The organism is Pseudomonas sp. FW507-12TSA (genome assembly GCF_058781435.1).
Genome location: NZ_JBYSWT010000005.1, coordinates 95,913 through 118,419, shown reverse-complemented (window position 1 = coordinate 118,419; position 22,507 = coordinate 95,913). Strand labels below are relative to the sequence as shown.

General features: G+C 66.2%; 22 protein-coding genes. 11 read left to right on the top strand and 11 right to left on the bottom strand.

Features of this window, described 5'->3' with window-relative positions; all coding sequences use genetic code 11:
* Window positions 1-53: 53 nt before the first annotated feature.
* The 3 genes from AC3WK8_RS06890 to AC3WK8_RS06880 form a co-directional block, all read right to left on the bottom strand.
* Window positions 54-365 (bottom strand): AzlD domain-containing protein, encoded by a 312-nt coding sequence (locus AC3WK8_RS06890; RefSeq protein WP_177409136.1) that lies wholly within the window; start codon window positions 363-365, stop codon window positions 54-56.
* Window positions 365-1,063 (bottom strand): AzlC family ABC transporter permease, encoded by a 699-nt coding sequence (locus AC3WK8_RS06885; RefSeq protein ID WP_022644076.1) that lies wholly within the window; start codon window positions 1,061-1,063, stop codon window positions 365-367. Before AC3WK8_RS06885 ends, AC3WK8_RS06890 begins: the two co-directional genes overlap by 1 nt.
* A gap of 83 nt (window positions 1,064-1,146) precedes the next feature.
* The gene (locus AC3WK8_RS06880) at window positions 1,147-1,764 is read right to left on the bottom strand and encodes a TetR/AcrR family transcriptional regulator (protein WP_103324266.1); all 618 of its coding nucleotides are present in this window, start codon (window positions 1,762-1,764) and stop codon (window positions 1,147-1,149) included.
* 307 nt (window positions 1,765-2,071) lie between these two features.
* Here AC3WK8_RS06880 and AC3WK8_RS06875 point away from each other — a divergent pair, with 307 nt between their 5' ends.
* Window positions 2,072-2,512, top strand: coding sequence for a hotdog fold domain-containing protein (locus tag AC3WK8_RS06875; RefSeq protein ID WP_022644074.1), 441 nt, complete (start codon window positions 2,072-2,074; stop codon window positions 2,510-2,512).
* Between the two features lie 58 nt (window positions 2,513-2,570).
* Here AC3WK8_RS06875 and fabV read toward each other — a convergent pair whose 3' ends face one another.
* Entirely contained in the window at window positions 2,571-3,767 is a 1,197-nt protein-coding gene (gene fabV, locus AC3WK8_RS06870) for an enoyl-ACP reductase FabV (RefSeq protein WP_022644073.1), read from the bottom strand.
* Between the two features lie 209 nt (window positions 3,768-3,976).
* The gene (locus AC3WK8_RS06865) at window positions 3,977-5,008 is read right to left on the bottom strand and encodes a lysozyme inhibitor LprI family protein (protein ID WP_085598692.1); all 1,032 of its coding nucleotides are present in this window, start codon (window positions 5,006-5,008) and stop codon (window positions 3,977-3,979) included.
* Between the two features lie 184 nt (window positions 5,009-5,192).
* Between AC3WK8_RS06865 and AC3WK8_RS06860 the strand changes: the two genes are divergently transcribed.
* Window positions 5,193-5,930 carry a substrate-binding periplasmic protein gene (locus AC3WK8_RS06860; RefSeq protein WP_177409130.1) on the top strand — a complete coding sequence of 246 codons (738 nt, stop codon included), beginning with the start codon at window positions 5,193-5,195 and terminating at the stop codon, window positions 5,928-5,930.
* 152 nt (window positions 5,931-6,082) lie between these two features.
* On the top strand, window positions 6,083-6,352 hold the full coding sequence (locus AC3WK8_RS06855) for a hypothetical protein (protein ID WP_103324267.1): 270 nt from the start codon (window positions 6,083-6,085) through the stop codon (window positions 6,350-6,352).
* Between the two features lie 14 nt (window positions 6,353-6,366).
* Here AC3WK8_RS06855 and otnI read toward each other — a convergent pair whose 3' ends face one another.
* On the bottom strand, window positions 6,367-7,149 hold the full coding sequence (gene otnI, locus AC3WK8_RS06850) for a 2-oxo-tetronate isomerase (protein WP_103324268.1): 783 nt from the start codon (window positions 7,147-7,149) through the stop codon (window positions 6,367-6,369).
* 348 nt (window positions 7,150-7,497) lie between these two features.
* Between otnI and AC3WK8_RS06845 the strand changes: the two genes are divergently transcribed.
* From AC3WK8_RS06845 to AC3WK8_RS06815, 7 genes are all read left to right on the top strand, one after another.
* Window positions 7,498-7,848 carry a hypothetical protein gene (locus tag AC3WK8_RS06845; protein ID WP_022644067.1) on the top strand — a complete coding sequence of 117 codons (351 nt, stop codon included), beginning with the start codon at window positions 7,498-7,500 and terminating at the stop codon, window positions 7,846-7,848.
* Between the two features lie 411 nt (window positions 7,849-8,259).
* Window positions 8,260-8,544 carry a hypothetical protein gene (locus AC3WK8_RS06840; protein ID WP_031321607.1) on the top strand — a complete coding sequence of 95 codons (285 nt, stop codon included), beginning with the start codon at window positions 8,260-8,262 and terminating at the stop codon, window positions 8,542-8,544.
* A gap of 290 nt (window positions 8,545-8,834) precedes the next feature.
* Window positions 8,835-11,546, top strand: a complete 2,712-nt coding sequence (gene mgtA, locus AC3WK8_RS06835) for a magnesium-translocating P-type ATPase (protein WP_103324269.1) — start codon at window positions 8,835-8,837, stop codon at window positions 11,544-11,546.
* 125 nt (window positions 11,547-11,671) lie between these two features.
* Window positions 11,672-11,872 (top strand): hypothetical protein, encoded by a 201-nt coding sequence (locus tag AC3WK8_RS06830; RefSeq protein ID WP_085598703.1) that lies wholly within the window; start codon window positions 11,672-11,674, stop codon window positions 11,870-11,872.
* A 27-nt stretch (window positions 11,873-11,899) separates the two neighbouring features.
* Window positions 11,900-13,609 carry a Na/Pi cotransporter family protein gene (locus tag AC3WK8_RS06825; protein WP_053130492.1) on the top strand — a complete coding sequence of 570 codons (1,710 nt, stop codon included), beginning with the start codon at window positions 11,900-11,902 and terminating at the stop codon, window positions 13,607-13,609.
* Window positions 13,597-13,944, top strand: coding sequence for a DUF2493 domain-containing protein (locus AC3WK8_RS06820; protein ID WP_022644062.1), 348 nt, complete (start codon window positions 13,597-13,599; stop codon window positions 13,942-13,944). The genes AC3WK8_RS06825 and AC3WK8_RS06820 overlap by 13 nt, the downstream gene beginning before the upstream one ends.
* Before the next feature lie 68 nt (window positions 13,945-14,012).
* Entirely contained in the window at window positions 14,013-14,798 is a 786-nt protein-coding gene (locus AC3WK8_RS06815) for a PA4824 family protein (protein WP_103324270.1), read from the top strand.
* Window positions 14,799-14,949: 151 nt separating this feature from the next.
* Here AC3WK8_RS06815 and AC3WK8_RS06810 read toward each other — a convergent pair whose 3' ends face one another.
* The gene (locus AC3WK8_RS06810) at window positions 14,950-15,654 is read right to left on the bottom strand and encodes an NAD(P)H-dependent oxidoreductase (RefSeq protein ID WP_103324271.1); all 705 of its coding nucleotides are present in this window, start codon (window positions 15,652-15,654) and stop codon (window positions 14,950-14,952) included.
* A gap of 131 nt (window positions 15,655-15,785) precedes the next feature.
* Here AC3WK8_RS06810 and AC3WK8_RS06805 point away from each other — a divergent pair, with 131 nt between their 5' ends.
* Window positions 15,786-16,223, top strand: coding sequence for an RrF2 family transcriptional regulator (locus tag AC3WK8_RS06805; protein ID WP_103324272.1), 438 nt, complete (start codon window positions 15,786-15,788; stop codon window positions 16,221-16,223).
* Window positions 16,224-16,367: 144 nt separating this feature from the next.
* Here the strand turns inward: AC3WK8_RS06805 and AC3WK8_RS06800 are convergent, their stop codons facing one another.
* From AC3WK8_RS06800 to AC3WK8_RS06785, 4 genes are read right to left on the bottom strand one after another with little or no spacing between them, the layout of a single operon-like run.
* Entirely contained in the window at window positions 16,368-17,543 is a 1,176-nt protein-coding gene (locus tag AC3WK8_RS06800) for a pyridoxal phosphate-dependent aminotransferase (protein ID WP_068595681.1), read from the bottom strand.
* Between the two features lie 27 nt (window positions 17,544-17,570).
* A complete protein-coding gene (locus AC3WK8_RS06795) occupies window positions 17,571-19,181 on the bottom strand; it encodes a 5-guanidino-2-oxopentanoate decarboxylase (protein ID WP_103324273.1) in 1,611 nt (536 codons plus the stop codon).
* A 10-nt stretch (window positions 19,182-19,191) separates the two neighbouring features.
* Window positions 19,192-21,291: an acetate--CoA ligase family protein gene (locus AC3WK8_RS06790; RefSeq protein ID WP_103324274.1), complete on the bottom strand. Its 2,100-nt coding sequence runs from the start codon at window positions 21,289-21,291 to the stop codon at window positions 19,192-19,194.
* 21 nt (window positions 21,292-21,312) lie between these two features.
* On the bottom strand, window positions 21,313-22,473 hold the full coding sequence (locus AC3WK8_RS06785) for an acyl-CoA dehydrogenase family protein (protein WP_085598715.1): 1,161 nt from the start codon (window positions 22,471-22,473) through the stop codon (window positions 21,313-21,315).
* Between the last annotated feature and the right edge of the window lie 34 nt (window positions 22,474-22,507).

Genomic DNA, 22,507 nt, shown 5'->3' with positions numbered 1-22,507 from the left:
GCGGTTGGCGGGCCGCCTGGGCCCAAAGGTGCCCAGGCTACCGCAATCGGTCGCTACAGCCACCAGCGCAGGAGAAAAAAGAAGCCCATGCTCAACAGCATGCTGAGCAAGGTGTTGCGGGTGTAGATCACCAGCACGATGGCCACCAGGGAGCTCGGCAGGTAGGGGTTGTCCAGCCGCAGGTTCAACTGGTGCTCGGGCATGAACACGATCGGCCCGCAGATCGCGGTGAGCATGCCCGGCACCGCGAAACCGAGGAACTGCCGCGCATTGCTGCTCAAACGCAGCGGCAGGCGCGGTTCGAGGAACACGTAGCGGTTGAGGAAGACCAGCAGGCCCATGCCGAAAATCACTGCCCAGACCATCATGCGCGCCCCCGATACAGCTTGTTGCAGACAAAACCCGCGGTCATGCCCGCCAGGCCCGAGATCACCAGGGCCGAACCCCACTGCCAGTAGCTCAACAGCACCGAGCAGAACAACGACACCGCGACGCAGACCACGGTCGGCACATTGCGCACCAGGGGGGTGATCAAGGCGATGAAGGTGGCGGCGATGGAGAAGTCCAGCCCCAGGTGTTCAAGCCCCGGAATGCTCTTGCCGAGCACGATGCCCAGCAGGGTGAACAGGTTCCAGGCCACGTAGAAGGTCAGGCCCACGCCCAGGGCATACCAGCGGTCGAACTGCTGCTTGTCGTGGGCGCTGGTGAGGGCGAACAGCTCGTCGGTGAGCAGAAAGCCCAGGCCCAGGCGCCAGCGCCCCGGCAACGGCGCGATCACCGACCGCATGCTCATGCCATACAGCAGGTGCTGGGAGGTGAGCAGCAAGGTGGTCAGCAGGATCGAGAAGATCCCCGCCCCGCCCTTGAGCATGCCGATGGCCACCAGCTGCGCGGCACCGGCGAACACGATGCCCGACAGGCCCTGGGCCTGCAACGGCGAAAGATTGGCCTCGATGGCCATGGAGCCGGCCAGCAAGCCCCAGGGCGCGGTGGCCAGGGACAGGGGCACGATGGCGATGGCGCCGCGGATGAAGGCGGCGCGCGGTAGAAGAACGCTGGACATGGAACCCCGCACGCAAATGATGGACCCGGACTGTGCCAGCCGCTGCCGGTCCTGGCTTGAACAATCTTGCGCACTTGCGCCTGCTACAGGCCGGCGATGGAGCGCCAGGCCGCAGCGGCCAAGTGCTCGCGGTACTCACGGGGACGCCCCTGGACCCGCCCGGACAACCAGGCCCGGCAATAGCTCTCGGCCTGGCCGATGATCAAGGACGGTAGCAGTTCGGCCGGGATGGTCGGCAAAGCGTCCGACGCTGAGCGGGCCTTGAGCCACTCCAGCAAGCTGCGGTTGCGCGTGCGGTTGCGCTCGGCCAACTCCTGGCTGAAGGGCCCGCGGGTCACGGCAAAGCGTGCATGGAACTGGAACCGCGCCCACTCCGGCTGGGCGTCGACCCAATCCACATAGCTGTGCACCAGGGCCTGGACGCCCTGCTCCAGGGTCTGCGCCTGGGCCAGGTAGCTGTCGCGCAATTGCGCCTGGTCGTCCAGGGCGGTGAAGAACAACGCGGCGACCAGGCCTTCCTTGTTAGTGAAATGGTGATAGATGGCGCCGACGCTGGTCTCGCATTCGGCACGAATCATCTCGATGGTGGTGGCCTCCAGGCCCAGTCGGTTGAAGCAGCCCAGGGCCTGCTGGAGGATGTTGCGCTTGAGTTCGGCGCGACGGCCCGGGTAGCAGCGTTCCAGCAGATCGGTATCCGGCATGTAGGATCTGGCTCCTTGCAGGGTCAATGGATGGGGCAGGCATGAGCCTAACAGGCCGTTTCAAAACTACCTGCGTCGCCCTCGCTGCGTTGAAAACAAGCTGGTGCGCCAGCCCGGTCAAAGTGCTCATTTACCACTCGTAAATTGCGCTTTTTCGCCTGTTTTTGCCTTGCGCTGACTGCCTCGCCGACGTTTTTCAACGGCCTGCCAAGGCCCATAGCTTGACAGGTTTTCTTTTTACCGAATATTGTTCTTTTACAGAATATTATTCTGTAAACCTGTTTCCCTACCACAGCGAGGCATTTCCATGAGCCAGGTTCTCAGCATGTTCAACGCCGCCGGGGCGGAAAAATTCACCCAGATGGCCTGCCAGATGGCGCCCTACTTCTCCAGCATCACGCCCTTGATCGATGAGTTGCAGGCTGGCCACTGCCAGGTGCGGGTGCCGTTTCGCCGGGAAATCACCAACCACCTGGGTACGGTGCACGCCATCGCCCTGTGCAATGCCGCCGAACTGGCGGCCGGGGTCATGACCGATGTGTCGATTCCCGCCGGTGCGCGGTGGATTCCCAAGGGCATGACCGTGGCCTACCTGGCCAAGGCCAAGGGCGATATCCGGGCAGTGGCCGACGGCAGCGCGGTGGACTGGTCCAGCGCCGGGGACAAGGTGGTGGCGGTGACGGCCTTCGATGACCAGGAGCAAGCGGTGTTCACCGCGCAGATCACCATGAACGTGAAGCTGGCCTGAGCCATGAACGACAACGCCCCTCACGATGGAGGGGCGTTGGGTCACGCGGGCAGTGCGGTTACAGCTGGACCAGCTTGTCGATCTTCACGTCCGGATCGACATCGGCTTCGTAGTCGACACCGTCGATCTCGAAACCGAACAGGCGCAGGAACTCCTGCTTGTAGCCGGCGAAGTCGGTCAGCTGGTACAGGTTGTCGCTGGTGACTTCGTCCCACAGCTGCTTCACGCGGTCCTGGACCTCAGGTTGCAGCTCCTTGTAGTCGGCGCGCAGGCGGCCTTCTTCGTCGATGATCGGGTTCGGGTTGTACAGGCTGTCCTTGTACAGGCCGTAGACCTGCTCGATGCAACCTTCGTGGCTGCCCTGCTCCTTCATCACCTTGAACAGCAGCGACAGGTACAGCGGCATGATCGGGATCGCCGAGCTGGCCTGGGTCACCACGGCCTTGAGCACCGATACCCGGGCATCGCCACCCAGGTCCGAGAGTTCCTTGCGAATGCCGATGACCTTCTGGTCCAGGTCCTTCTTGGCCTCGCCAATGGAGCCGTTCCAGTAGATGTCGTGGGTCAGCTTCTCGCCCAGGTAGGTGAAGGCGGTGGTCTTGGCGCCTTCGGCCAGGACGCCGGCCTCGTGCAGGGCATCGATCCACATCTGCCAGTCTTCGCCACCCATGACCGCCACGGTGCCGTCGATCTCTTCCTGGGTCGCAGGTTGCAGGGTGGTTTCCTTGACGATTTCCTTGTCGGTGTCGACACCGCGCAGGGTCACGGACTTGCCCAAGGGCTTGAGGGTCGAGCTCAGCACTTCACCGGTCTTGGGGTGGGTGCGGCGCGGGGCGGCCAGGCTGTAGACCACCAGGTCGATCTTGCCCAGGTCGCGCTTGATGGTCTCGATGGTTTCGGCCTTGACCGCATCGGAGAAGGCGTCGCCGTTGATGCTCTTGGCGTACAGGCCCTTTTCTTCGGCGAACTTGTGGAACGCCGCGCTGTTGTACCAGCCGGCGGTGCCCAGCTTGCCGTCGACGCTGCCGCGCTCGAAGAACACGCCCAGGGTATTGGCGCCACAGCCGAAGGCTGCAGTGATCCGCGCAGCCAGGCCGTAGCCGGTGGAAGCGCCGAGGACCAGTACGTTCTTCGGCCCTGCGTCGATGGCGCCCTGCTGGGTGACGTAATCGATCTGTTGCTTGACGTTGGCCTCACAGCCGACCGGGTGGGTCGTCACACAGATAAAGCCGCGAACGCGGGGTTTGATGACCATACAGATTCTCCCAATTTCAAATGTGCCAGGCGCCGATGACGGCGGCGGCAGTGTCACTTGCACAAGTCGTAGACGCTCTCGCGGGCTTCGCGTCACCAACCGCTGGAATTTGTCCGCCAGGACCGGGTGTCCCGCCTGCCAGGGGCGAGACTCTAGCAGCTGCGCGAGCAGGCTTCAGCATCCCCGCGCGTAAATTCCAGGGCGCCGGGTCAGGGCATCATGTCCAGCGCCAGGCGCTTGCCCTTGGTGCGCTCTTCGTACCACGCCTGCACCACGTCCGGCAGGCTGTGCTTCCACTCAGGCTCGGTGGTGTAGTAACGCACCCGTACCTCATCCTTGGGCCCCACCACCGCCAGCAGCGCGACCCACAGTTGTCCCTGAGCTCCGCGCACGAAAATCGCCGCATTGGTATTGGCCAGCCCCTGCAGCCACATATCGGTAACCTCGGCGCCCTTGAGCTCGGCCGAGGTGTCCTGGGAGAACACCGAGCCGCTGTCGAGCAGGGTCTGGTAGTCCTTTTGCAGCAGTTTCCGGGCTCGCTGGTCCTCCTCCTCGGTACGCACCAGCGCGGTGGACAGCAAATCGTACTGATTCTCCAGGATCTGCTGGGAGGCCACGTAGAGCCCGTCGTAATACACCCCCGAACCGGCACCGCAGGCATAGGGGTCGCCCTCCTGGGTCACTTGCAACAGGCCGTTGCGTGGGGTGAAGCGCAACGTGCAGCCCTCGACGCCGTAGCGCGCTTCACCGTCCTTGAGCTGCAGCGTGCCTGCAAGCGCACCGGAATTGGCGCCACCCATGGCCGACAGGTCGAAGCTCAGACGGTCTTCGCCGGCGCGGCGGATCACCAGCTCACCGCCGTAGAACGGGCTGACCGAGACCCGCTGCCAGGTGCCCTGCCAATTGAACGGAATATTCACATAGCGCAGTACCATCAGGCGGCTCAGGTACTGGCTGCGCAGGCAGCCCAGGTCGGCCTGACACTGGTCGCGCTGCTTGAGCCATTCCCGCTGGCCCAGGCGCAGCGCCTTGGGGTCCTTGGCCTCGCCCAGGGTCGCCGTCCAGGCCTTGCCCAGCCGGCTGTCCAGCTTGGCGGTGTAAGCGTCGGCGCAGATGGCCTTTTCACTGGCGCTGGCGGCCTTGGCGCAATCGAAACTGCTGGCTTGCACGCCCTGGGAACAGGCCAGGACGGCGAACAGCAAGCCAGAGGCTCGCAAGGGACGAACAAGGGGAGCGAACATGGGTCGATTCCATTCTGAAAAGGCGGCGCAAGAATAACTGCAGTGGCGTGTTTTCAGCGATATCCCGACGAAAAAAGCCCCGGGCATCGCCCTCTGAAGCCAGGCCCAGGGCCGGCAGCGTTTATCGCGACAGGCGGCAACCAGTCGTACTAAGCTCTTCGTTTTGAAACTCCAAGGGCACTGCATGAAATGGATGCTGCAGGCACTGTTGCCGCTATTGAGCCTTGCGGCCCACGCTGGCGAGCTGCGCATGCTGACCGACAACCACCCACCGCTGCACTTCCAGCAGGGCGAGCACATGGCAGGTTTCGCCGTCGATGTGGTGCAGGCCCTGGCGCAACGCAGTGGCGACCCTGTCCAGATCCAGCAACGGCCGATGCTGCGGGCCCTGCGCGATGCCAGCGAGGAAGCCGACACCGCCGTGTTCACCATCCTGCGCACCGCCGAGCGCGAAACCCGCTACCAGTGGGTCGGGCCCTTGATGCAGACCGAGACTGCGCTCTACAGCGGCAGCAACGACACCACGCCAGTGACCGACCTGCAACAGACCCAGGGCCAGATCGCCGTACCGCGCAAGTGGCTGGTCTACAGCTTCCTCCGGCAACAGGGCCTGACCAACCTGTGGGGCGTGGACAGCCCGGAAATCATGATGCGCCTGCTGCAGGTCGGCCGCGTGCAGTACGTGGTCGCCGACACCATGAGCGTCGGCACCTTCGCCGCCGAGCAAGGCATGAGGCTGGAACAACTGCGCTACCAGATCCCGCTGATGCACCAGGATGCCTATATCGCCTTCTCGCCCAAGGTCGACCCGGCCCAGGTCGCCCGCTGGCAGCAGGCCCTGGAGGCGATGGAGCGCGATGGCAGCTTGCAACGGCTCAAGCAGCGCTGGAAGATCGACCGCCCACGCACATCGACCGATTGAACCGAGCATGACCGGCCCCTATCAATATCGCCCCATGCCCCACCAACACTTCTTGCGGCACGGCTCTTTGCGGTTCAACAGCCGCCAGGCCCGGGAGCCATTGACCCATTTGCTCAAGCCACTGCCCGGAGCGTCCTACCGAGGAACCATCGATGCCCACCTTCACCCCTGCCCGCGCCCTTCACCGCCTGAGCTGCACCGGCTGCGGCTGGACACTGGCGATCCTCGGGCAGTACGAACAGCCCCTGCAAAAGTGCCCCTGGTGCGGCTGCAACGAGTTCAGCGCAGAACAGCCCGCCCGCAGCGGCGCCGGGCAAGTGCTGGAGTGCCCGCGCCACGGCCCGGTGGTGGTGCAGGTCCTGGACGCGAACATCCACAGCGATGACTTCCTGGACAACCTGTACTGCCCCTTCTGCCTCTAGCCCGGGCTAATGCATCAACGCGCCTGCCAATCCCGCAGCCATTGCAGGCCGGCGCTGGTGTCGCCCCGGGGCCGGTACTCGCAACCGACCCAGCCGGCGTAACCCAGCTCATCCAGCCACTGGAACAGGTAGGGGTAATGCAATTCGCCCTGATCCGGTTCATGGCGCTCCGGCACCCCGGCGACCTGGATATGGCCGATGCCCGCCAGGTCGCGGCGCAGCTTGGTGGCCACGTCACCCTCGACGATCTGGCAGTGGTAGCAGTCGAACTGCACCTTGAGGTTGTCGGCCCCTACTTCGCGGCAGATGGCCTGGGCCTGGTCCTGGCGGGTGAGGAAGAACCCCGGCATGTCCCGGGTGTTGATCGGCTCCACCAGTACCGTGATACCCACCTCGGCGGCCCGGGCGCAGGCATGGGCCAGGTTCTCCAGGTAGACCCCATGGTGCCGGGCCCGCTCGCCTTCGTCGGCCAGCAATCCGGCCATCACATGGATGCGTGCATTACCCAGCACCGCGGCGTACTCCAGGGCCCGGGCGAACCCTGCGCGAAACTCCTGCTCGCGTCCGGGCAGCGAGGCCGTGCCGCGCTCCCCCGCCGCCCAGTCCCCCGGTGGTGCGTTGAACAGCACCTGCTGCAGGCCGTGGTCGTCCAGGCGCTGCCTGAGTTCCTCAGGGCGATGCTCATAGGGAAACAGATATTCCACGCCGGCAAAGCCATCGGCGGCAGCTGCGGCGAAGCGATCGAGAAAGGCGTGTTGCGGGTAGAGCATGCTGAGGTTGGCGGCGAAGCGAGGCATGGCGACTCCAGGGACCCGAGAGCGGACGACAATCAGTGGCGCAGGGTAATACAACCGTCACGAATCACCGCAAGGTAATGGCCGGCCACTGGCTCTTCATACCGCTCGTCCCCTTCTGCCAGCGCTGGCCGCACCGCTGGTCGGAAGCCCCGGGGCACTGGTCGGCTGGCTGCTACAAACATTCACAGCCCTGACTTGGATCAGCATCGCCAGCGGAGCACTGGCCGAGGCTGGATGCACGAGGGCTGCTGACTGGTGGTAGTGCCCTTCATCGCAACTCCGTTGACGCTCGCCATGACGGCGAGCCCAATGGCCTGTCTGGTTATGCTTGGATAAGGATGATTCAACATGGCAAAGATCGAGGTTTTATCGGGTGATTTCCTGCAAGGCACCGGTGAGTACCGGCACGGTACCTTCAGGCTCAAGACGGTGTTCAACAGTGCCGGGGTCGACGTCAAGGCATCGGCGTTCAAGTCCCTGGAAATCGCCAGCGAAAGTCCCGTGGCCAACCGCGACGCCCTGGGCTACGGCCTGGCCGGCGCCATGTTGTTGGGTCCGGTGGGGGCCCTGGCCGGCTACCTGATCGCGGGCACGGAAAACGAGGTGACCTTCATCGGCACCTTCAAGGATGGCCGGCAATTGATGGCCGCCACTGACAGCGCCACCTACAAGGACATTTCCCAGCACCTGCTCCATTGAGGTCCTGGAAACTTCGTGACTATTGAGTGCCCATGATGCTTTTCGATCATGGGCACTTTTTATTATCCACCTACTTCATATCTTCAAGTTCACAAGTTACTTATCCCGCGCCTGAACCTAAGCTGAAAATAACATCATCGAACATTGATTATCGGGCAATTTGAACTTGACTCACCGCAGCGCCCTGAGTAAATTGCGCGGGCCGATCAAACCGGCCTTTTTTCCAACTCACCAAAGAAGCCAATGGACACAGTATCTAGACGCTGTCTGGTCGCGGCCCTCGGGCACCGCCAGGCACTTAACCCTGAACAAGACGGGACTCGACTCCACGGTCGGGTGAGCTGCGCTAGAGCTTGACGCTCCTACGTAACTTGCCTCCTCCGGAGCCAGTCCGGTCGCGAGGCAACTGTTATGACCTTCACTTCCTCTGTAATGCCCGGTGTTCGCGCCTTTGCCGCGACCATGCGGGTCAAGCTGCGCCCTGAGCCCAAGGCCCAGGCCCGCTCGCCTTTCTCTCGCACCACAGCTGCCTGCGCCACGCACTTGCGGGCCAACTGGCGTGTCTGCCCCACCAGCGGCCAACTGCAACAACGCTGGAGCTTCGACGACAGCCAGGACCCGCAGAGTCGGGGCGCGGCCTGGCTCTTCACCCAGGCCGCCTTGATCCTTGGCCTGTATCTCGGGGCTCGCACCTAAGTTCCAGGCGCCAATAACTTTCGTTATTCAAAGACGAATTCCTTATATAGGAACTTGTCGGCACCCTATCGCCTTAAAGTTAATGAAAATGTTGGAGAAAGTTATGGAAGAGGCCAGTAGTAGGTTCGCTGTCCATGCAACTTCATTGCATGGGCAGCGAACGTTAAATCCTGAAAGACGCCCAGATCAAAATCGATCGCCAACCTGCGGTTCGACATACTTTCGCTCGCCTTTGATTAGTTGAGTGGCTCGTGTGTCGCGCCGTCAGCAAGCGGCAGGAGCACACACCCATGACTGTAAAAATCGCAACTTCGCGCAACCACAACGCCACCGGCGACCAGCACAAGCTGTCGATGCGCGCCGCCCGTGAAGCCCAGAACGGCCTGGCCGTGACCCTGGCCAATGTCAATTCCAGCACCGCCGGCCTCACCGAACTGGACGCCGAAGGCCGCCTGCAACGGGACGGCCACAACGAGGTCGCCCACGACCGTCCGCCGCACGCCCTGGTGCAGCTGCTGCAAGCCTTCAACAACCCCTTCATCTATGTGCTGATGACCCTGACCGGTATCAGTTTCTTCACCGACTTCTGGCTGCCGCTGCAGGCCGGCGAAGAAACCGATCTCACCGGCGTCATCATCGTCCTGGTGATGGTCCTGGCCAGCGGCCTGATGCGCTTCTGGCAGGAGCACCGCTCGGCCAAGGCCGCCGAGGCCCTCAAGGCGATGGTCCGCACCACCGCCGCGGTCCTGCGGCGCGAGCAGATGGGCATGCAGGCCCGGGTACGCGAAGTACCGATGCGCGAACTGGTGGTGGGCGACATCATCCAGCTCTCGGCGGGCGACATGATCCCCGCCGATATCCGCCTGATCGAGTCCCGCGACCTGTTCATCAGCCAGGCGGTGCTCACCGGCGAAGCCTTGCCGGTGGAGAAGTACGACACCCTGGGCGCCGTCCAGGAGAAATCCGCCAAGGCCCAGGCCGCCGACCAACAAGACCTGCTGGATTTGCCCAACATCTGCTTCATGGGCACCAACGTGGTCAGCGGCACCGCTACCGCCGTGGTGGTGGCCACCGGCGCGCGTACCTACTTCGGCTCCCTGGCCCGCTCCATCGTCGGCTCGCGCTCGCAAACCGCCTTCGACCGCGGGGTCAACAGCGTCAGCTGGCTGCTGATCCGCTTCATGCTGGTGATGGTGCCGGTGGTGCTTCTGATCAACGGCTTCACCAAGGGCAACTGGGCCGATGCCTTCATGTTCGCCCTGGCGGTGGCCGTCGGCCTGACCCCGGAAATGCTGCCGATGATCGTCAGCGCCAACCTGGCCAAGGGCGCCGCGGCCATGGCCAAGCGCAAGGTGGTGGTCAAGCGCCTCAACGCGATCCAGAACTTCGGCGCCATGGACGTGCTCTGCACCGACAAGACCGGCACCCTGACCCAGGACCGGATCATTCTCGAGCACCACGTGGGCATCGACGGCCAACGCTGCGACCAGGTACTGCAACTGGCCTGGCTCAACAGCTACCACCAGAGCGGCATGAAGAACCTGATGGACCGCGCGGTGGTGGCCTTCGCCGAAGAGAACCCGCGCTTCACCCCGCCCGCCGCCTGGCGCAAGATCGATGAGTTGCCGTTCGACTTCGTGCGCCGGCGCCTGTCGGTGATCCTCGCTGACGCCCATGGCCAGCACCTCCTGGTGTGCAAGGGCGCGGTGGAGGAAATGCTCGAGACCGCCACCCGGGTGCGCCAGGACGGCGTTGCCGTGGCGCTGGACGCCGAGCGCCGGGCACAACTGCTGGCCCTGGCAGAACGCTACAACCGCGACGGCTTTCGCGTGTTGCTGGTGGGCACCCGGGAGCTGCCCAAAGGCCAGACCCGCAGCCAGTACAGCGCCAGCGATGAGCGCGAACTGGTGATCGAAGGCTGCCTGACCTTCCTCGATCCGCCCAAGGAAACCGCCGGCCCGGCCATCGCCGCCCTGCGCGACAACGGCGTAGCGGTCAAGGTACTGACCGGCGACAACCCCATCGTCACCGCCAAGATCTGCCGCGAGGTCGGCCTGGAAGCCGGCGAGCCACTGCTGGGCCGCGACATCGAGCACATGGACGATGAAGTCCTGGGCCGGCTGGTGGAAGAACGCACGGTGTTCGCCAAGCTGACCCCGCTGCAGAAGTCGCGGGTGCTCAAGGCCCTGCAGGCCAACGGCCACACCGTGGGCTTCCTCGGCGACGGGATCAACGACGCCCCCGCTCTGCGCGATGCCGACGTCGGCATCTCGGTGGACAGCGGCACCGACATCGCCAAGGAATCGGCGGACATCATCCTCCTGGAAAAGAGCCTGATGGTGCTCGAGGAAGGGGTGATCAAGGGCCGGGAGACCTTCGGCAACATCATGAAGTACCTGAACATGACCGCCAGCTCCAACTTCGGCAACGTGTTCTCGGTACTGGTGGCCAGTGCCTTCATCCCGTTCCTGCCGATGCTGGCGATCCACCTGCTGCTGCAGAACCTGATGTACGACTTCTCCCAGCTGGCCCTGCCCTGGGACAAGATGGACAAGGAGTACCTGGCCAAGCCGCGCAAGTGGGACGCCAACAACATCGGGCGCTTCATGATCTGGATCGGGCCGACCTCGTCGATCTTCGACATCACCACCTTCGCCCTGATGTGGTACGTGTTCGCCGCCAACAGTGTGGAGATGGCGGCGCTGTTCCAGTCCGGCTGGTTCATCGAGGGGCTGCTGTCCCAGACCCTGGTGGTGCACATGCTGCGCACCCGCAAGATCCCGTTCATCCAGAGCACCGCGGCCTTGCCGGTGATGCTGGCTACTGGACTGGTGATAGCGCTGGGGATCTACGTGCCCTTCTCGCCCCTGGGCAGCATGGTCGGCCTGGTGCCGCTGCCGTGGGAGTACTTCCCTTGGCTGGTGGGCACCCTGCTCAGCTACTGCGTGGTCGCCCAGACCATGAAGACCCTGTACATCCGCCGCTTCAAGCAGTGGTTCTAAGGGCCTGAAACGTGGCGCGGCCGCCCGCCGGCGGTCGCTTGCGATCATCCAGCCCACTGCTGCCACCGTCGGCGCGGCCCGCGCCGTGCCGACGCCGACAGCGCTCGTCCCAAAGGAGCGTCGCCATGTCCCTCAAGCCTTTTTCTTCGTTGCAACGCGGCTTCAAGGCCTTGCTGGTCTGCGCCTTGTGCGCCTGTGCCCGGCTGCTCGCCCGCCTGGGTTGCCGTCTCTATGTGCGGGGCCTGTTGAGCGCCGTGGAAATGCGTTTCGTGCTGGATTTGAGCGCCGCCATCAACCGCGCCTCGCTGCGCCTGGCAATCGCCTGAACCCGCACCCGTCCCGGGAGAACCCTCATGTCGGGAACCACCCTTCTGATCAACCTGGCCGGCGCCATCGCCCTCTTGCTGTGGGGCTCGCAGATGATCTGCAACTCGCTGCTGCGCGGCTTCGGCAGCCCGCTGCGCCACTGGCTCGGGCAACACCTGAACAACCGCTGGCTGGCGCTGCTGTGCGGCGTCGGCATCACCGGGGTGCTGCAAAGCAGTACCGCAGTGAGCCTGATGGCCAGCTCCTTCACCGCCGCCGGCACCCTGGGCCTGGCCCCGGCGCTGGCGGTGATGCTGGGGGCCAACATCGGCTCGACCCTGGTGGTCCAGCTGCTGAGCCTGGACCTCTCGCTGGCCGCCCCGGTGGCGTTGCTGGCGGGCTTCTTGTGCCTGCGCCTGCGCGATGACTCGCGCTTTGAAAGCATCGGCGCCGCGCTGATCGGCCTGGGCCTGATGCTCCTGGCCCTGGGCACGCTCGGCGCCACCCTGGGTGCGGTGGAACACACCCCGGTGTTGCGCCTGGTGATGCAAAGCCTGGACGGCGACCTGCTGCTGGCGCTGCTGGTGGCGGTCGTGCTGACCTGGATGTGCCACTCCAGCGTGGCAGTGGTGCTGCTGGTCGCCTCGCTGGCCGGCACCGGGCTGCTGTCGCCGGCCACCAGCATGGCCCTGGTGCTGGGGGTCAATCTCGGCGGCAGCCTGCCCTCGCTGCTGGGCGCCAGCGGCAACGTCGCCCGGCGCCTGCCCCTGGGTAACCTGCTGGTGCGCCTGGCCGGGGTGGCGCTGGTATTGCCGTGGATCGGCGCACTGGCCCAGCTCGAAGGCGTGCGCCAGCTGCCCGGGGCGCTGCTGGTGGTCTACCTGCACAGCGTCTTCAGCCTGGTGCTGGGGCTGCTGTTCATCGGCTTCACCGAGCCCATGGGCAAGCTGCTGACCCGCCTGCTGCCGGCCCCGCCGCCAGTGACCGATCCGGGCATGCCGCTGTACCTGGACGAGGCCGGGCTGGAAGTGGCCAATATCGGCCTGGCCAATGCTGCCCGCGAGGCCCTGCGCATGGCCGACATGCTCTCGGGCATGCTCGACCGGGTCCTGCAACTGCTGCGCACCTCGCAGGTGGCCAACGCCGAGCAGATCCGCCAGATCGACCAGTCCCTGGACCTGCTCAGCGCGGCGATCCGTGCTTATCTGGCGGACATCGGCAAGGAAGGCATCAGCGACCAGGACGCCGACCGCTCCCAGGAAATCCTGCTGCTGGTGATCAACCTGGAACACGCCGGCGACATCCTCAGCAGCAGCCTGGCGCAGCTGGCGGTACGACGCCTGCGCCGCAGCGAGCCGTTCTCCGCCTTCGAGCTGGGGACCCTGGTGCCGCTGCACCAGGAACTGCTGGCCAGCCTTAGCCTCGCGGTCACGGTGTTCCTGCGCGAAGACCTGGCCACCGCCCATCAGTTGGTGGCACGCAAGGAGAACGTGCGCCGCCTGGAAGCCGCCGCCGGCCGCGAGCACTTTCGCCAACTGCGCGAAGACCGCAGCGCCTGGGCCGAGTCCGGGGACATTTTCCAGCGCCTGCTGCGCGACTATCGGCGGGTCCACCACCACATCGCCGCCCTGGCCTACCCAGTGCTGGAGCGGGCCGGCGAGCGTGACATCGAGCACGGCTATCTCGGCGAGCCACTGGCCGAGACCCTGCCCGGCCAGTCGCACGACACCCGGGAGGACAGCCGATGCGCGTCCTGATCTGCGCCGGTCGCCACTACACCGACAGCCGCCGCTGCCGCCAGGTACTGGAGGCCTTCCAGCGCCTGCACCCGGTACGGGTGGTGATCCATGGCGGCAGCCAGTTCCTCGGGGCGCAGATCGAGGACTGGGCCCGGGAGATCGGCGCCGACCTCGTCCGCTACCCGCCCAACTGGCAGTTGCACGGCAAGCACGCCGAGCGCCTGCGCAACCGCTTCATGCTGGCCGACAGCCGCCCCGACATCGTCCTCGCCCTGCCCGGTGGCGACGACACCGAGGAACTGCTGGCCCAAGCCCGGACCCAGGGCATCCAGACCCTGGGCCTGGGTGAGTGATCACCCGCCACTTCATGACTCCAACCCCGGGCGCCGCCAACCCGGCGCCCACAGCCGTGAGATTCGCCATGACCCAGCATCGTCCGCATCGCTCCTCCCGCTCCCGCGCCTGGGGCCAACCGCTGCCCGTCGCCAAAAGCCGCATGCTCAAGCGCAACCTGCTGTTCCTGGCCATCACCGCCGGCGCCACCGCGACCCTGGCCCTGTGCTCCAAGGCCCAGGCCGCCGGTGGCGCCTACGTGGTGGACAACGGCGGGATCAACGCCCCCGGCGAATGCAATGTCGACCTCTGGTACCAGGCCGATCGCCGCCAAGGCTCGAACCACAACAGCGTGCTGGTGCCGGCCTGCACCTTCAGCCAACTGCCTGGGGTGCAATTGGGCGCCGCGCTGCAACGCCAGGAAACCGATGAGCACGGCGAAACCCAGCTCAGCCCCCAGGTCAAGCTGGCCCTGCTGGACCGCGACGACCTGGGCCTGCAACTGGCGCTCGCCGGTTCCGCCCACTGGGCACTGAACCGCAGCCACAGCTTCGACGGTGGCGACCTCAGCCTGCCGCTGACCTTCAGCCCCAGCGACGCGCTGCACCTGAACCTCAGTACCGGCTGGAGCCACGCCTATGACGACGGCCAGCAGCACCATCGCTGGACCTGGGGCACGGGGGTGGAATACGAGCTGCTGCCCAGCCTGACCCTGATCGCCGAGCGCTACGGCCAGCGCGGCGGCGAACGAGCCTGGCAAGCCGGCCCGCGCCTGCACATCGGCCACGCCCTGGACCTGGACCTGATCCTGGGCCAGCACCTGACGGACCAGCGCGACCGCTGGCTGACCACCGGTGTCACCCTGCGCTTCTGAGCCGATCCTCCCACGGTCGCGGCTACAACCCCTGTAGCCGCTGCTGAGCCCGCGAAGCTGCGCCAAGGCCCGCAGGTCCTTCCAGCAATCGCCAACCCCGTGGCCGCTACGCGCCCATGCGCAACCTGCGGCAGCGGCTACACGAAGCCCATCACGCCGGTAACGGGTACAGGGCCTCGTCGAACTGTTCCAGGCGCGGGAACACCAGCGGTTGCTCCTCATCGATGCGCTCCAGGCGTTGGCGGTACTGGGCCAGGAACCCCTCGCGCGCGTCCTGGCTGATATAGGGCACGTGCCAGGCCACGAACGGCTCCAGCACCTGGCAACCGACATAGGCCAGGGTGCCGCGCAAGAGCGGGCGCAACATGTCCTCCAGCGGACCGTGGATCGCCCCCTGGCCGAACATGTGCTCGCGCCCGCCCAGGGTCAGGCTCAGCAGGGCCTTCTTGCCCACCAGGCCGCCCTGGTCGTAGAAACGCTTGCCGCCGTAGCACACCCCGGACACCAGCACCCGGTCGATCCAGCCCTTGAGCATGGCCGGCACCGAGAACCAGTACACCGGGAAATTGAGGATCAGCAGATCGGCCCACAGCAATTTGTCCAGCTCGCCCTGGATGTCGGCGGCGATCCCGCCGTTCTTCACCCCCACCCGCTGCTCCAGGGCATAGACCAGGTACTCGGGGTTGTCGCGCCGGGCAAAGTCGGCGGCGCTGGCCACCGGGTTCCAGTCCATGGCGTACAGGTCGCTGACCTGCACCTGGTGCCCCTGGGCCTCCAAGGTGCTGCGAGCCTGGTCGCGCAGCGCGGCGGTGAAGGATTGCGGCTCGGGGTGAGCGTGGACGATCAGCACATTCATGGCGGTTCCTCGGGGTTTATTTATAATTGTTACCGTAACAAATACTTTATTTTCCACACAATCGCTTTCACCGCGTCGTTGAACGGCCAGCGCTGGCATACTGGCGCCTTCCCAGGGACTTGCAGACACCCATGAGCCAGTCGACCCGCCTGATCACCGCTTCCTACATCCTGTCCTTCGTGGCCGCCAACGCGCCGCAGAAGCTGCGCACCGAGACCATCGCCAAATGGGTCAAGATCCACCCGGCGCGGGTGCGCAACCTGGTGTCGCAGATGGTCAAGGCCGACATCCTCGCCTCCTGCCGTGGCCCCAAGGGCGGCCTGACCCTGGCCCGCCCAGCGGCGCAGATCACCCTGCAGGACGTCTACGACGCGGTGCAGGAAAGCTCGCTGATCGCCGAGAAGATCGACAACCCCTTCTCTGGCATGGAAGAGCACTGCAAGGTGTTCGACGTCTTCACCCGGCTGTTCAGCCTGCTGGAGCGCAACATGCGCCAGGACCTGGCCAACATCACCGCCGACCAGCTGTTCGTGACCTTCGACCCGCCCCTGGAAACCGACCGCGCTTAACCCCCAACACCTTCCAACGATCCCCAACCCTGCGGCCGCTACGCGCCCATACGCAGCCTGCGACAGCGGCTATACCAAGCCGGTAGCCGTGCTGAGTCTGCGAGGCCGCGCCAAGGCCCGCAGGGCCTTCCGACGATCCTCCGCCTAGGCGAGGCAATCGCTGGCGCAGCGGGCGATGCGCCGGCAGGCTTCGCGCAGGGCCTCGGGCTCCAGCACCAGGCCCAGGCGGATATGCCCGGCGGCGCTGGGACCGAAGGCCTCGCCGGCCAATACCGACACCCCCTGCTCGTCCAGCAGCCGTTCGCTGAAGGCCTGGGCACTCAGGCCCGTGGCGCGAATGTCGACCATCACGAACATGCCGCCATCGGGCTTCAGCGGCCGGGCACCCGGGCAGTCGGCCAGGCAATCGCAGACCAGGTCGCGCCGCTGGCGGTAGGCCTCGGTCATCGCCGCCAACTGTGGCAATGGTTGCTCCAGGGCGACGATGGCAGCGTCCTGGATGAACTCCGGCGAGCCATAGAGCATGCACAGCGCCAGGTTCTCCAGGTGCGCGGCCAGGGGCGCCGGGGCCACCACCCAGCCCAGGCGCCAGCCGGTCATGGCATGGGACTTGGACAAACTGTTGAGGGTCGCAGTGCGCTCGGCCATGCCCGGCAGGCTGGCCGGGCTGACGTGCTCGCCCTCGTACAGCAGTTCGCTGTAGACCTCATCGCAGATCAGCCACAGGTCATGCTCGATGCACAGCGCCGCCAACGCCTCCCAGGTAGCCCGGGGAATGCTCGCCCCCGTGGGGTTGTGCGGGCTGTTGAGCACCAGTGCCCGGGTCTTGCCGGTGATGCGCGCGGCCACGTCCTCTGGGCGCACCTGGAAGCGCTCCTCGGCGCGTACCGGCAGCGGCACCACCTGGGCATTGCAGGCGCCGAACACCGCCTCGTAGGTGACGTACATCGGCTCGGCGACGATCACCTCGTCCCCCGGGTCCAGCAGGCATTGGGCGACGCTGTACAGCGCGCACTGGGCACCGGCCAGCACCACCACCTCATCGGCCTGCACCACCTGCCCGCTGCGCGACTGGTGACGGCGGGCAATGGCCTCGCGCAGGGCGCGCTTGCCGCGCACGTCGGCGTAATGGGTATGGCCGTCGCGCAGGCTGTCGATGGCCGCCTGGACGATGGGCTGCGGGGTGTCGAAATCCGGGTCGCCCACCGACAGCAGCCACACCGGCTCGCCCCGCTCGCGCTTGGCCAGGGCCCGGTAGTGGATATCCCAGGCGGCGGCGCCATCGCCGGCGATACGTTGGGTCAGCTTGGAAAAACGCATGGCGAAACTCCTGGCAAAAAATGTAGGTCAGGCCTGGGCGCAGGCGTGCTTGAGCTCGATCAGCGTCACCCCGGGCTGGGCGAACCCACGGCGCAGCGCCTGTTGCAGCTCGTCGAGGCTGGCCGGCTGGCTTACCGGGCAACCGAAGGCCCGGGCCAGGGCGATGAAGTCCGGGTTGCGCGGCAAGACCCCGATGGGCTCGATGTCCAGGGCCTGCATGTCATCGCGGATCTGGCCCAGGGCGTCGTTGTTCCACAGCAATACCACCAGCGGGCTGTCCAGTTCCTCCACCGCCGTGGCCAGCTCCTGCACGGTGTAGAGAAAACCACCGTCGCCCACCAGCACCAGGCCCGGGCGACCGGGCGCGCCGAGCTTGGCGCCGATGGCCGCCGGCAGGCCGTAGCCCAGGGTGCCGTAGCCGGTGGGGTGCAACCAGCTGCGCGGCCCCTGGCTGGGGTACAGGTAGTTGCCGCTGTAGGCCAGCTGGGTCATGTCGCTGCTGATGAAACCGCGTTCGGGCAGCTCGGCCGCCACTCGCTGGAGAATCTGCTGGTGAATGCGCTGCAACGGGCCCTGCCCTTCGTCCACGGTGCGGCGTAACCGGGCCACCGCCGCCACCGCCCAACCGGAGTCCGCCGGCGGTTGCTCCAGGTCCTCGAGCAAGGCCTCCAGGGTCTGCCGGGCATCGCCGTGCAAGGCCACGGCGCAGGGGTAGAAGTCATTGAACTTGCGTGGGTCGAGGTCCAGCCGCACGAGCTGGCCGTTGAGCGGCAGGCGCTCGCGCCAGTAGTCGGTGTCGGCCATCTCGGTGCCCACCGCCAGCACCACATCGGCCTGGCTGATCAACTGCCAGCCGGGCTCCACGCACAGGGTCGCACCGGCATCGAGCGGCGCCCGGTCCGCCAGCAGGCCCTTGCCGGCCACGCTGCTGAAGCACACCGCGCCCAGCCGGGTCGCCAGTTCCTGCAGGGCCGCGCCGGCTTGCAAAGCCCCACCGCCGGCGATGATCATCGGCCGCTTGGCCAGGCGCAGCAGGTCCGCCGCCTGGTGCACATCCGCCGCTGCGGCGGGACCACGGGCCGGGCGCCGACGCACTTCGCCAGTCCAGTCCCGGGCCACCGGGGCCGCCAGCACATCCAACGGCACCGAGAGATGCACCGGCCGCGGGCGCTCGCTGTCGAACACGGCGAAGGCCCGGGCCAACAGCTCGGGCAGGTCCTCGGGGCTCAGGGCCAGGGCCGAAAACGCGGTGATCGGCGCGGTGATGGCGCGCTGGTCCTGGGTTTCGTGCAGCGAGCCCCAGCCCTTGCCGAGGCTGGCGCTGTGGTTGACGCTGGAAATCACCAGCAGCGGGATCGAATCGGCATAGGCCTGGCCAATGGGCGTGGCGACGTTGGTCACCCCCGGGCCGCTGATGACGAAACACACCCCCGGCTTGCCGCTGACCCGGGCATAACCGTCGGCCATGAACCCGGCGCCCTGTTCGTGGCGCGTCAGCACATGGCGGATGCCGCTGCCGGGCAGGCCGCGATACAACTCCAGGGTGTGCACCCCGGGAATACCGAATACCGTGTCGACGCCGTAGCCGGCCAGCAGGCGCACCAGGGCCTGGCCACCGGTCAAGGTCTGTTCGTGCATGTCTCTCTCCTCATACCCGGCCAAGGCGAATCAACGCATCGACCGCGACGGTGCCGCGGGCACCGACCAACAATGGGTTCACATCCAGCTCCAGCAGGGTCGCCGCGTGCTCGCAGGCGTAGTCGGCCACCGCACCGATGGCCGCTACCAGCGCGTCCAGGTCGGCCGCCGGGCGCCCGCGAAAGCCTTGCAGCAAGGCAGCGCTGCGCAGTTGCAGCACGGCCTGGCGGATCGCCCCCGGATGAGTCGGCAGCAACAGGCTGCGACTGTCCTTGAGCAGCTCCACCAGCACCCCGCCGGCGCCGATCACCAGGGCCAGGCCGAAATGCTCCTCGCGCTTGATGCCGACGATCAGCTCGGCCAGGGGCGGCGCGGCCATGGGCTCCAGCAGCACCTGGTCGAAGGCCACCCCCGGGGCATGCTCGGCGATCCGCGCGCGCATCTGCCGCAGCGCCGCGCCCAGCGCCTCGGGGTCCTTGAGGTTCAGAGCCACCGCGCCGGCTTCGGTCTTGTGCGGCAGCTCGACGCTGACCGCCTTGAGCACCAGCGGATAACCCACCGCCGCCGCAGCGCTCAGCGCCTGCTCGGGAGTGCTCAGCAGGCCCTCGGGAATGCGCAGGCCAAATTCGCGCAGGGCCTGCTTGGATTGCCACTCATCCAGCAGTTGGCCCGTCCCCTCCAGGGCCTCGGGACACAGCGGCACCAGGGCCGCCTCGCCCAGCTCCAGCAAGGCCTGGCGCCGGCCCTGGTAGGCGGCGATCCGGCCCCAGGCCGCCAGGCCGTCCTCGACCCCCTGCAAGGCCGGGATGCCCAGGGCATGCAGGCGCTCCCGGGCCGCCGCCGGCAGCAATTCGGGGAAGGCCGAGGTGACGAAACCGCGCTTGCCATGGCGTTGCAACGCGGCGCAGAACAGCTCCAGCAGCAGGTCGCATTCCTTGCGCTCGCCGGTGAACTCGGCCGGGTAATCCAGCACCAGCATGGCGCTGTCGGCTGCGCTGCCCAGCACGGTATCGAGCATCTGCTGCAAGGCCTGGGCATCGCCCCAGATCGCGGTGGTGAAATCCAGCGGATTGACCAGGTTGGCGTACCCCGGCAACACCTGGGCCAGCGCCTGGCATTGCTCGCTCGCCAGCTTGGGCAACTCCAGGCCATTGCGCTCGGCGTAGTCGGCGATCAACCCGGCATCGCCCCCGGAACAGGCCAGGGCCATCAACTGCGGGCCCGCGGGCAACTGGCCGCAGGACGCGGCCTTCAAGGTCTCGACAAAACTCACCGGGCCGCTGATGCGGATCACCCCCAGGCGCTGGAACAAGGCGTCGTACAGCGCATCGGAGCCGGAGAGCGAGCTGGTGTGGCTCAGGGCCAACTCGGCGCCGATCTGCGACACCCCGGTCTTCAGGGCGATGATCGGAATACCCTTTTCCAGGGCCTTGTACGCAGCCTTGGCGAACCCCGGCACGTTCTTCAGGCCTTCCAGGTGCAGGCCGATGGCGGTGACTCGGGGTTCGTCCAGCAGCACGTCCATCAGTTCGGCGATGCCCAGTTGCGCCTGGTTGCCCACCGAGGCCATGTAGGCCACCGGCAACGAACGGTCGCTCATGGACAGGTTGTAGGCGAAGTTGCCGCTCTGGGTCAGCACCGCCACGCCCCGCTCGACCTGCTGGCCGCCGTGGGCCACCGGCCACAGGGCGGCGCCGTGCAGGTAATCCAGCAGGCCGTAGCAGTTGGGCCCCAGCAGGGCCATGTCGCCGGCGGCCTGCAGCAATCGCTGTTGCAGGGCCTGGCCCTCGGCGCCGGTCTCGGCGAACCCCGAGGCGTAGCAGATAGTCCCGCCCGCGCCCTTGGCCGCCAGCTGGGCGACGCAGTCCAGGGTCAGCTCGCGGTGGGTGGCGACGAACACCGCATCCGGGCCGCAAGGCAGTTGGTCGATGCTGGCCACGCAGGGCACGCCGTCGATCTGCGCGTGCTGCGGGTTGACCAGCCACAGGTCGCCGGCAAAACCGCCCTCGGCGCAGCGCTTGAGGGCCCGGGCCATGCTTCGTCCGCCGACGAAGGCCAGGTGCCGGGGCGCCAGCAGGCGCTTGAGGTTGTCACGTAGGGTCTGGGACATGACGCAGGTTCTCCAGGCGGTTCAGCGCAGCAACGGCCGCAGCAGTTCACGGGAAATGATGTGCCGCTGGATCTCCGAGGTGCCCTCCCAGATCCGCTCGATCCGCGCGTTGCGCCAGATGCGCTCCACCGGGCCTTCGTCCATCAGGCCCATGCCGCCGTAGATCTGCACCGCCTCGTCGGCCACCTTGCCCAGCACTTCGCTGGCGAACAGCTTGGCCATGCCGGCCTCGCCGTCGGTCATGCTGCCCTGGTCCATCTTCCAGGCGGTGTGCAGGGTCAAGAGCTCGGCGGCGCGGATCTGCGTGGCCATGTCCGCCAGCTTGAACGACACCCCCTGGTAGCTGCCGATGGCCTGGCCGAACTGCTTGCGGTCCGCCGCCCATTGCAGAGAGGCATCCAGCGCCCGCTGTGCCTGGCCCACGCAGTTGGCCGCGACCATCACCCGCCCGGCGGTGAGCCAGGCGTTGGCCACCTCCCAGCCCTTGCCCACCTCCCCCAGCACCTGGTGGGCCGGCACCCGGCAGTCGTCGAAGAACATCTCGAAGGTGTGGTAGCCACGGTTGCTCACGCACTTGGGGCCACGGCGAATGGTCAGGCCCGGGGTGTCGCGGTCCACCAGGAACGCGGTCACGGCATTGCGCTGGCGGCCGTTGTGCTCGTAGGTGCCGGTGACGGCGAAGACGATGGCGAAATCCGCATGCCCGGCGTGGCTGATGAAGTGCTTGGCGCCGTTGATCACGAAGTCGCCGCCCTCGCGCACGGCGCGGGTCTTGATGGCATTGGCATCGGAGCCGGCGCCGGGTTCGGTGAGGGCGAAGCAGTCGATCTTCTTGCCCTGCACGCAAGGCAGCAGGTAGTCGCCGATCTGCGAGCCGGTGCAGGCCATGAGGATCTTCGAAGGTCGGGCGACGAACACATGCAGGGCCCAGGAACACTTGGCCAGCTCGCGCTCGATCAGCGCCTGGGACAGGTAGTCGAGGCCACCGCCACCGACCTCCTCGGGCATGTTGAAGGCATAGAAACCGGCAGCGACGGCCTTGTTGCGAATCTCTGCGGCCAGTTCCGCCGGGACCTCGTCGGCGCGGTCCACCGCTTCTTCGTGGGGCAGCAACTCCTTGCTGACAAAACTGCGGACTGCATCGACCAACATTTCTTGTTCTTGGCTGAGTTGGAAGTTCATGGCGCTACCTGTGGCGGGTTGACGGTGCGAAATA

Coding starts and splice junctions, on each gene's coding strand:
- AC3WK8_RS06820 (WP_022644062.1), top strand. CDS start 13,597: ATGCGCGTCCTGATCTGCGCCGGTCGCCACTACACCGACAGCCGCCGC.
- AC3WK8_RS06885 (WP_022644076.1), bottom strand. CDS start 1,063: ATGTCCAGCGTTCTTCTACCGCGCGCCGCCTTCATCCGCGGCGCCATC.
- AC3WK8_RS06830 (WP_085598703.1), top strand. CDS start 11,672: ATGTCCCTCAAGCCTTTTTCTTCGTTGCAACGCGGCTTCAAGGCCTTG.
- mgtA (WP_103324269.1), top strand. CDS start 8,835: ATGACTGTAAAAATCGCAACTTCGCGCAACCACAACGCCACCGGCGAC.
- AC3WK8_RS06800 (WP_068595681.1), bottom strand. CDS start 17,543: ATGCGTTTTTCCAAGCTGACCCAACGTATCGCCGGCGATGGCGCCGCC.
- AC3WK8_RS06815 (WP_103324270.1), top strand. CDS start 14,013: ATGACCCAGCATCGTCCGCATCGCTCCTCCCGCTCCCGCGCCTGGGGC.
- otnI (WP_103324268.1), bottom strand. CDS start 7,149: ATGCCTCGCTTCGCCGCCAACCTCAGCATGCTCTACCCGCAACACGCC.
- AC3WK8_RS06890 (WP_177409136.1), bottom strand. CDS start 365: ATGGTCTGGGCAGTGATTTTCGGCATGGGCCTGCTGGTCTTCCTCAAC.
- AC3WK8_RS06840 (WP_031321607.1), top strand. CDS start 8,260: ATGACCTTCACTTCCTCTGTAATGCCCGGTGTTCGCGCCTTTGCCGCG.
- AC3WK8_RS06860 (WP_177409130.1), top strand. CDS start 5,193: ATGAAATGGATGCTGCAGGCACTGTTGCCGCTATTGAGCCTTGCGGCC.
- AC3WK8_RS06790 (WP_103324274.1), bottom strand. CDS start 21,291: ATGTCCCAGACCCTACGTGACAACCTCAAGCGCCTGCTGGCGCCCCGG.
- AC3WK8_RS06810 (WP_103324271.1), bottom strand. CDS start 15,654: ATGAATGTGCTGATCGTCCACGCTCACCCCGAGCCGCAATCCTTCACC.
- AC3WK8_RS06875 (WP_022644074.1), top strand. CDS start 2,072: ATGAGCCAGGTTCTCAGCATGTTCAACGCCGCCGGGGCGGAAAAATTC.
- AC3WK8_RS06880 (WP_103324266.1), bottom strand. CDS start 1,764: ATGCCGGATACCGATCTGCTGGAACGCTGCTACCCGGGCCGTCGCGCC.
- AC3WK8_RS06845 (WP_022644067.1), top strand. CDS start 7,498: ATGGCAAAGATCGAGGTTTTATCGGGTGATTTCCTGCAAGGCACCGGT.
- fabV (WP_022644073.1), bottom strand. CDS start 3,767: ATGGTCATCAAACCCCGCGTTCGCGGCTTTATCTGTGTGACGACCCAC.
- AC3WK8_RS06865 (WP_085598692.1), bottom strand. CDS start 5,008: ATGTTCGCTCCCCTTGTTCGTCCCTTGCGAGCCTCTGGCTTGCTGTTC.
- AC3WK8_RS06855 (WP_103324267.1), top strand. CDS start 6,083: ATGCCCACCTTCACCCCTGCCCGCGCCCTTCACCGCCTGAGCTGCACC.
- AC3WK8_RS06805 (WP_103324272.1), top strand. CDS start 15,786: ATGAGCCAGTCGACCCGCCTGATCACCGCTTCCTACATCCTGTCCTTC.
- AC3WK8_RS06785 (WP_085598715.1), bottom strand. CDS start 22,473: ATGAACTTCCAACTCAGCCAAGAACAAGAAATGTTGGTCGATGCAGTC.
- AC3WK8_RS06795 (WP_103324273.1), bottom strand. CDS start 19,181: ATGCACGAACAGACCTTGACCGGTGGCCAGGCCCTGGTGCGCCTGCTG.
- AC3WK8_RS06825 (WP_053130492.1), top strand. CDS start 11,900: ATGTCGGGAACCACCCTTCTGATCAACCTGGCCGGCGCCATCGCCCTC.